Origin of the sequence: Streptomyces sp. NPDC059785 (genome assembly GCF_042732375.1) — a bacterium.
Classification (GTDB): Bacteria; Actinomycetota; Actinomycetes; order Streptomycetales; family Streptomycetaceae; genus Streptomyces.
The window spans coordinates 26128-34435 of sequence record NZ_JBHWHV010000013.1 but is presented as its reverse complement, the minus strand read 5'-3'; the positions used below and the strand labels follow the sequence as shown (position 1 = coordinate 34435).

The window sequence follows — 8308 nt, the reverse complement described above, 5'->3', positions numbered from 1 at the left end:
GCCCGGGGGTGCTGGGGCGCCTGGGCGGGGCCGCGGCCAGCGCCCGCGGCGACCCCCGGGGGGGTGCGCCCGCGGTCGTCCCGCGCCGGCCCCGCGCCCCCCCCCCCCCCCCCCCCGGGCCGCCGTCCCGCTGGCCGCCGTCCCGTCGGCCGTCGTCCGGTCGGCCATCGTCCCCCCGGCCGTCTTCCCTGCGCCCGTCATCGCCCGTCATCCTCGCGACCGTGTTCGCCGCCGCCTTCGCCGTTGCCCTCGGCGTTGCCCCCGCCGTTGCCCTCGGCGCCGTCCTCGCGGCCGTCCCGGTGATCGTCCGGCCAGACGCCGATGTGGTCCGTCTCCAGTTCCAGGGCGACGCGGTCGCGCATGTCGAGGGCCCGGGTGTACTCGGCGGGGAGCTGGAGCCGTCCGGCCCGGTCGAGCATCGCGTACTCACGGGCCACCACCGCCTCCTGGCCGGTCACCGCGTCGACCTCGGTGCGGCGCAGCACCTCCGTGGAGGTGCGGCCGTCGCGGATGGCGACCGTGCGGCGGACCTCGTTCGCGACGGCCTGGTCGTGGGTGACGATGACGACGGTGGTGCCGAGGCGCTCGTTCGCGGTGCGGAAGGCGCCGAAGATCTGCTCCGCCGTGGACGAGTCGAGTTCGCCGGTGGGCTCGTCGGCGAGCAGGACGGCGGGGTCGTTGGCGAGGGCCACGGCGATCGCGACGCGCTGCTGCTGGCCGCCGGACATCTGGTGGGGGCGCCGGTCGCGGCAGTCGGCGACGTCGAGCAGCTTCAGCAGTTCCAGTGCGCGGTCGGCCCGGTCGCGGCGCTTGCGGGAGCCGGTGAGCTGCATCGGCAGGGCGACGTTCTGGGCGGCGGTGAGGTAGGGGAGCAGATTGCGGGCCGTCTGCTGCCAGACGAACCCGACGACCTCGCGGCGGTAGCCGAGGCGGTCCTTCGAGCCCATCGTGAGCAGATCGCGGCCGGCCACCCGGGCGGCGCCCGCGGTGGGGACGTCGAGACCGGCCAGGATGTTCATCAGGGTGGACTTGCCGCTGCCGGAGGCGCCCACGAGCGCCATCAGTTCGCCCTCGCGCACCAGGAGGTCAAGTCCCTGGAGGGCCTGCACCTCCACCCCGTCCGTCGAAAAGATACGGACCAGACGGTCGCAGGTGATGAGGGCGTCGTGGCCGAAGGCGGGCCGTTCGCGGCGGGCGGCGGCCCGCCGGGCGAGGTCGGCGAAGGTCGGGTCGGTGGTGGTCATCGCCTGTCTCCCGCGGTGGTCGTGGTCGTCATCGGGCGTCCCCGGCCCTCAGCTCGGTGATCGAACCCCGGCGTCCCGTCCACCACGCCTGGACGGCCGCGATGCCCGTCGCCAGCGCGAGGACCGCCGCCGCGGGCAGCAGCAGGGAGGATACGTCCGTTTGGAGCGGCGCGCTGCCCGGCGGTGAGTCGCCGGACGCGAGGGCGATCACCGTCAGGTCGATGCCGGAGGACAGCAGGCGGACGGCGGCCCAGCCGGTGAGCACCCCGCCGACGGCGGCCAGCAGCGCCTGCGGCAGCGCTTCCAGGACGAGCAGCCGGCGCCCCTGGCCCCGGGTCAGGCCCATGGTCCGCAGCCGGGCGAGGAGCGCGGCCTGTTCGGGGGCGGCGCGGACGAGGGCGAGCAGCAGGGCGATGACGGCGTAGCCGGCGCCGGCGGCGACGGCCGTCGTGTAGACGCGTTCGGCGCCGGACTGGAGCGGCGAGTCCACGTACTGGGCGCGCTCGTCGGTCCGCAGCCGCACGCCGACGGTGGCACCGGCGGCCTTGCGCAGGGCCGCCCGGTCGAGGTGGTCGCCGGTCACCAGCAGCGCGGTCGGGCGGGCGGCCTCGGTGCCGAGCCCGGCGCGGTCGACGATGAGGAACTCGGTGCCGGTGACCGCGGGCGTCACGTCCCGCACGAGGGCGATCCGCACGGTGACGGTGGTGCCGTCCTCCAGGTGTACGGGGAAGGGGCGGGTGCCGTGCCGCTCGGCGACGGAGGCGGAGGCGAGGGCGGGCAGGGGCGAGGAGCCGCCCCCGGAGGCGCGCTGCCCGCCGCCGTCGGTGCCGGCGCGCTGCCCGCTGCCGTCGGTGCCGGCGCGCAGCTCCCCCGCGGGGAAGGCGCCGAGACCGGTCCGCCGCGCCAGCCGCGCGTAGGACTCCGGGTCCACCCCGGCCGTCGGGACCGTCTCCGGACCGCCGTCGGGCTTCGCCTGGTAGGAGATGCTCGTCCGGGCGATCTCGCGGACGCCGGGCATCGCACGGACCTTGTCGGCGAGGCCGTCGGTCAGCGGGACGCTCCCCTCGACGCGGGCGTCCGCGCCCGTGGCGAGCAGTGCGGCGCGGTCGCGGGCGCTCTCCACGCCCGCCAGGACCGAACCGCCGAAGGCGGCGGTGGTCAGGGCCGTCAGCAGGGCGAGCAGCGGGAGCACGGTGGAGGCGGAGGCCCGGCCGGCCCGGGCCAGGGACAGATGGCCGACCGCGCCGCGCAGCCGCCCTGCCGGACGGGCCAGCCGGCGCAGCGGCAGCGGGTACAGCCGCACCAGCACCAGTGCGGCGATGACCCCGATCAGCACCGGGGCCAGCGAGACGAGTTCATCACCGGAGAAGCCGGACGCGGCGGAGCCGCCCGCACCGGAGGAGGCGGAGGAGCCCACGCCGCCGGACCCGCCCGAGGTGCCGCGGCGGCGCAGCGCGGTGACCGCGCCCACCGCCAGGACGAGCAGCGTCAGTTCCGCGACCGTACGGCGGCGGGAGGGCCGGGCGGTGGCGACGTCCTCGCGCCCCGAGTGCACCTGTACGGTGCGGTGCCGGAGGGCGGCGCGCAGGGGCAGCGCGGCGCAGGCCAGGAGGGTGACCGCGGCGGCGGCCGCCACCGCGTACGAGCGGCGGCCGTCCGGGACGGCGAGCAGGGCGCAGCAGAGCCCGAGCGCTCCGGCGGGGACCGCGACGACCGCCGTCTCGGCGAGCAGCCGTCCGGCGACGCCCGGCAGGGAGCCGCCGCGGGCGCGCAGCAGGGCGAGTTCGGCGCGGCGGCGGTCGGCGGCGAGACCACCGGCCATCAGCAGGACGACCGCGGCGACCGTCCCCGTGCCGAAGGCGGCGACGGCGACGAGCGGTCCGACCCCGTCGCGCAGCCGGGTGTAGGCGGTCAGGACGTCGTCCAGGTCGGTGCTGGCGTCCACCTCCGGGTCGGTGAGCCGACGGGCCTCGCGCAGCCCGGGGCCGGACTCCAGCGAGGCGATCGCCGACTTGAGACCGGGCAGGGTGTGGGCCGTCAGCCGGGAGGTGTCCGGGGCCAGCTGCCAGTAGCGCCACGGGTTGCCGGCCGTGCCGAGGACGGCCGGGGCCGCGTCCGGCGGCAGCAGCAGCGCGCCGAGCCAGTACGTGGCCGGGTCCGAGCCGCCGCCCGGCACCCGCACCAGGGCGGCCTCGCGCAGCAGGTCCTGGGCCGCCCAGTACGCGCCCCCGGGCCGGCGCGGGGTGAGGATGCCGGTGACGCGGACGGCCAGCGGGGCGCGTTCCACGCCGGGTACGTGGATGACCGAACCGACCTCGATGCGCAGGCTCCTGGCCGTCTCGGCGGTGACGGCGGCCTCCACCTCGCCGGTCGCGGCGGTGACGGTGCCGTGGGTGCGCGGAAAGCGGCCGGAGGCCAGGTCGGCGTGGTCGGCGAGACCGTTCTGGGCGGCCAGCACGATCCGGGCCGGCAGTCCGCTCGGCCGGGGCAGCCAGGGGTCGGGCACCTCCCGCGGCTCGGAGGTACGGACGCCGTACGAGGACTCGTCGGCGTCGACGGTGAAGGGCCGCTCGACCACGGAACGCACCTGGGAGTACTGCCGGTCGAGGGCGGCGGGACGCAGTGCCTCCTCCCGTTCCGCCTGCGGGAGTTCCACGGACGGCTGCGGCGCGTAGAACTGCACGGTCGAGCGGCGGGCGCCGGCGTCGTCGACGGCCTGCCGCAGCCCGGCGTCCTCGTAGCGGTCGACCGCCCGCGGGAAGGCGGCGGCCAGACAGGCGGTCAGGGCCACCAGCAGGGCCAGGGTGCAGGCGGCGCCGGGAGCGGTGCGCAGCCGGGTACGGAGCCAGGGCGCCACGGCGGGCACACGTCCTGCCACGTCACTCACCTCCCCGCAGGGAGCGCGCCGCGTCGGGCCGGTGCAGGGCGAGGAACGCGGTGACGGCCAGCGGCGCGGCGGCCACGGCGGCCAGCAGCACGGCGATGTGCGGCAGAGGGAGCAGCACACGCACGTCCGGCACCGGTCTGGTGGCTTCGGAGGTCAGCATGACGAGGGGGACGACGGCACGGGCGAGGACGGCGCCCAGGGCGACGCCGACCAGCAGGGCCAGGGCGACGAGGACGCCCTGTTCGGCGGCGACGAGGCGGACCAGCTGGCGGCGGGGCGCCCCCAGCGCGCGCAGGACGGCGAACTCGGCGCCGCGTTCGCGCAGCGAGCCCGCCGTGCTCACCGCGAAGCCGACCGCCGCCAGTGCGGCGGCCACCACGGCCGCAGCGGCGAAGGCCGCCTCCGGGCCCGCGCCGAAGGGGTCGTCGCGCAGCCGATCCGCGATCTCGTCGCGGACCACCACCTGCGACGGTTCGATGTCCGGGCGTTCGCGCAGACCGGCCGCGACACGCGCGGTGGCGCCCGGGGCGGTCCGCAGCCACCACTCGGTGGGCGGCACGCTCTCGCCGTAGCGGGCCTGGAGGTAGCGGTTCACGGCGCGGAGGTCGACCAGGAGCGCGCCGCCGTCGCGCGAGTCGTCCGCGCCGGCCGTTCCGCCCGTGGCCGACCGGGCCGCCTCCGTCGTCGGCAGGGCACGTACGGCGGCCACGATCCTGACCGGCACGGTGGAGCCGCCGAAGAGCGCGTCCACCCGCTGTCCCGGGTGCGCGCCCGCCGACGTCAGGAACCGGTCGGTCGCGACGGCGGTGACCTCGGGCACCGACCCGGACCCCGCCCCGGCCCCGGACTTCGCCTCCGTGCCCGTGCCCGCGCCGGTCGGCTGCGGGACCTGGAGGCGTACCGACAACGTCGACACCTGCCAGCTCAGTTCGTGGGGGACGTAACCGGTGCCGTAGTCGACGCCGAGGGTGGTCTTCGAGGACTCCCGTACGCGCGGGGGGCCGGGGCGCGTCGAGGCGTCCGGGGACGCCGACGTGCCGGTGACGCCGGAGGAGACCTTCCAGCCGGTGGGGAGGGCGAGCCGGTGGGCGGATCCGTCGGCTCCGGTGGCGCTCAGCCTCTCCAGGGTGAAGCGGTGCCGTTCGGCCCGGTCGACGGGCTGGAGCAGGTCGAGCCGCAGGGCGGTGAGGGTCAGCGGCTGCGCGGCCCGGCCGGTCGGGGCCTCGGCGGCCGCCGCCAGATCGACGGTGAGGGTGTGGACACGTCCGTCGGCCTGGAGCGTGCCGGCGGGGACCGGGTACGGGGTGCCGTAGCCGTCCACCAGGGTGAGCGTCACATCGACGCCACCGTCGGCCCCGCCATCGCTGCCACCCGTGCCGTCGCCCGCGCCCATGCCGTCGCCTGTGCCGTCACCTCGGACGCGGAGGGCGAGACCCAGGCGCGTCGCGTCCTCCGGCAGCGTGGCACCGGCGGTCGCGCCCCGGGGAGTGAGCCCCGCGAGGAGCCGCCCGGCCGGTTCGTCGGCCAGGTCCTCGCGCAGGAGCAGGGTGTCCGCCGCGTGCGCCGTGTCCAGGGCCAGCACGGTCGCCGTGCGGTCCCCGGACAGCGGCAGACCCGTGCGGACGGCGGGGGCCACGTCGCGTACCTCCGGAAGCGTCGCGTAGATGCCGGACCGGCCCATTCCGCTCTCGCCGTCACCGAGCACCCTGAGCGGCGTACCGGCCTGGAAGTCGGCCTGGTCGTCCTGCGAACGGTCCCAGGACGCGCCCTGGCCGATCGCGAGCATGCCCATCGCCACGGCCAGCACGAGCAGCAGTACGGGACCGGCGCCGCGCATCGGCCGGCGGCTGAACTGCCAGCCCGCGAGCGCGGCCGGCAGCCCTCGGCCGCTGGTGGCACGGCGCTCGGCGAGCCGGGCCACCGGCGGCAGCAGACGCAGCGTCAGCACGGTCCCGGCGAGCAGGGCGAGGGCGGGCGCCGAGACGAGCAGCGGGTCGACACCCAGGGTGCCCGAGCGGTCTCCGCTGACCGCACCCGAGCGCTGCCGGTCCAGCTGCCAGTACGCGACGGCCGCGATCACCAGCAGCCCGATGTCGGCACCGGCGCGCACCGGGGCGGGCAGGGACCGTGCGCGTCCGCCGGGCGCGAGGGCGTCCGGGCCCGCGGCCGAGGAGGCGGAGGCCAGCGCCGGCGCCGTCACCGCGAGCGCGCACCCCAGCGCCACGCCCGCCGAGACCAGCCACACGTCGGCGCGCGCGGCGGACGTGTCCAGGTGCAGACCGATCCGGGACAGGGCGCCCCGTCCGGCCAGCAGGCGGGTCAGCGGCCCGGCGAGCAGGGGCGCGCAGAGGGCCGCGGGCACGGCGAGCAGCAGCGCCTCCAGGGCCGCGTACCCCGCCACCCGGCCGCGGGAGCCGCCGCGGGCCCGCAACAGCCGGGTCTCGTCGGCCCGTTCGGTGCTCAGCAGCCGGGCCACGAGCAGCAGCGCGTACCCGGCGAGCAGCGCGAGCTGGAGCGCGACGATCAGCAGGGTCGAACGGGAGACGAGCAGCGCGCGCTCCACGCGGTCCAGGACGTCGGGCAGCGAGGTCGACACGGCTGTGGCACCGCCCAGAGCGGGATCCCCGCGCAGCGCCGCCGTGCCCTCGCCCGCCGCCTCGCGCAGGGCGGCGATCCGCGCGGTCGTCAGCGCCGAGAAGTCCGCCGTGGCCAGCCAGCCGGACTCGCCCTCGCTCACCCGGACCCCGCCGTGGCCGCCGCCGCGCCCGTCACCGAGCACCGAGGAATCGGTCAGCAGCGGCCCGTACGTGGTGAAGTCGACCTTGTTGACACCGCGGCCGCGCAGGTCGTCGAGTTGCCAGTAGGGCGCGGTGGCGCGGGCGGGGCGGTACAGGCCGGTGACCTGGACGCGTACCTTCGGGCCGCCGAGCCGGTCGGCGAGGGTGAGCCGGGCGCCCGGCCGCAGCCCCAGCCGCTCCGCCGCCGCCACGGGCAGGGCCACCTCGACGACGGACCGGTCCGAACCGCCCGACCTGTCGCCCCCGCTCGACCCGTCGCCTCCGTCCGCCCCGTCGTCTCCGTCCGACTCGTCCGACCCGTCGGCGGCCCGGGGTGCGCGGCCTTCGGTGATCCTCACCTGTGAGGCGTCGAGGGCCGCGAAGTGCGTCAGGTCGGGGTCGCCGGAGCGGGCCTCGGGCGGCTGGAGGGAGCGGGGGAGCGCGTACGGGCCGGAGCGGACCAGGGTGCGCAGCGTGACCGGCAGCCCGTCGAAGGTCTGCCGGGCCTTGGCGCGGACGGCGGCGTCGGCGTCCGCGCGCCGGTCCGCCGTCACCTCGGCCTTGACGACGAGGGCGGTCGCGGCGGCGTTCTCGGTGCTGCGCAGCGAGCGGCGCAGGGCCGCGTCGCCGATGGCTCCGGAGTACGCGGTGAGGGTGGCGAGAACCGCGGTGGTCAGCAGGACGGTGAGCAGCGCGGCGGCCAGCAGCAGTCGGTGCGCCCGCGCGCGCAGTAGGACGAACACCGTCACTCGGCCCCCCGGCAATCCCTGATCCCCGGGTGATGCTGTCAGAGCCGACGATCTCCGGTAACCGCCTGTACACCGAAACCAGTCGACTTTGATGCGATCGTGACCGGAATCCGGTGACCAGCGACCGATATGTGCCGACGAGGGCCCGTCGGCTCCCAGGCGCCCCCAGCCCGCATGCCCCCAGCCCGCGTGCACCCAGCCCGCGTGCGTTCAGCCCTCCGTGTTCACCATCGAGGCGGCGGCGTACGTCAGGTACTTCCACAGAGTGTGCTCGTGCTCCTCGGAGAGGCCGAGCTCCTCGACGGCGACGCGCATGTGCTTGAGCCAGGCGTCGTGCGCCGCCCGGTCGACGGCGAACGGAGCGTGCCGCATCCGCAGCCGGGGATGACCGCGGTTGTTGCTGTACGTCGTCGGGCCGCCCCAGTACTGGATCAGGAAGAGGACGAGCCGCTCCTCGGCCGGGCCCAGGTCCTCCTCCGGATACATGGGCCGCAGCAGCGGGTCCTCGGCGACACCCTCGTAGAACCGGTGCACCAGGCGGCGGAAGATCTCCTCGCCGCCGACCTGTTCGTAGAAGGTCTGCTCCTGAAGCGTGCCGCGCGGAATGTCATTCACATGGTCCATGGTCTCAGACGGGGCGACCGAGGACGC

At 76.7% G+C, this 8308-nt stretch carries 4 protein-coding genes; all 4 read right to left on the bottom strand.

All coding sequences use genetic code 11. From position 1 onward, the window contains the following. Positions 1 to 197 precede the first annotated feature (197 nt). The 4 genes from ACFV6E_RS12655 to ACFV6E_RS12640 all read right to left on the bottom strand — a co-directional run bounded on the left by ACFV6E_RS12655 (position 198) and on the right by ACFV6E_RS12640 (position 8281). Complete coding sequence (locus ACFV6E_RS12655) at positions 198 to 1244, bottom strand: ABC transporter ATP-binding protein (protein ID WP_385160584.1); 1047 nt, start codon at positions 1242 to 1244, stop codon at positions 198 to 200. Positions 1245 to 1272: 28 nt separating this feature from the next. Next, positions 1273 to 4122 (bottom strand): FtsX-like permease family protein, encoded by a 2850-nt coding sequence (locus ACFV6E_RS12650; protein ID WP_385461075.1) that lies wholly within the window; start codon positions 4120 to 4122, stop codon positions 1273 to 1275. A 1-nt stretch (position 4123) separates the two neighbouring features. Continuing rightward, entirely contained in the window at positions 4124 to 7657 is a 3534-nt protein-coding gene (locus ACFV6E_RS12645; protein ID WP_385461072.1) for an FtsX-like permease family protein, read from the bottom strand. Between the two features lie 210 nt (positions 7658 to 7867). Continuing rightward, on the bottom strand, positions 7868 to 8281 hold the full coding sequence (locus tag ACFV6E_RS12640; RefSeq protein WP_385461069.1) for a globin: 414 nt from the start codon (positions 8279 to 8281) through the stop codon (positions 7868 to 7870). Positions 8282 to 8308 lie beyond the last annotated feature (27 nt).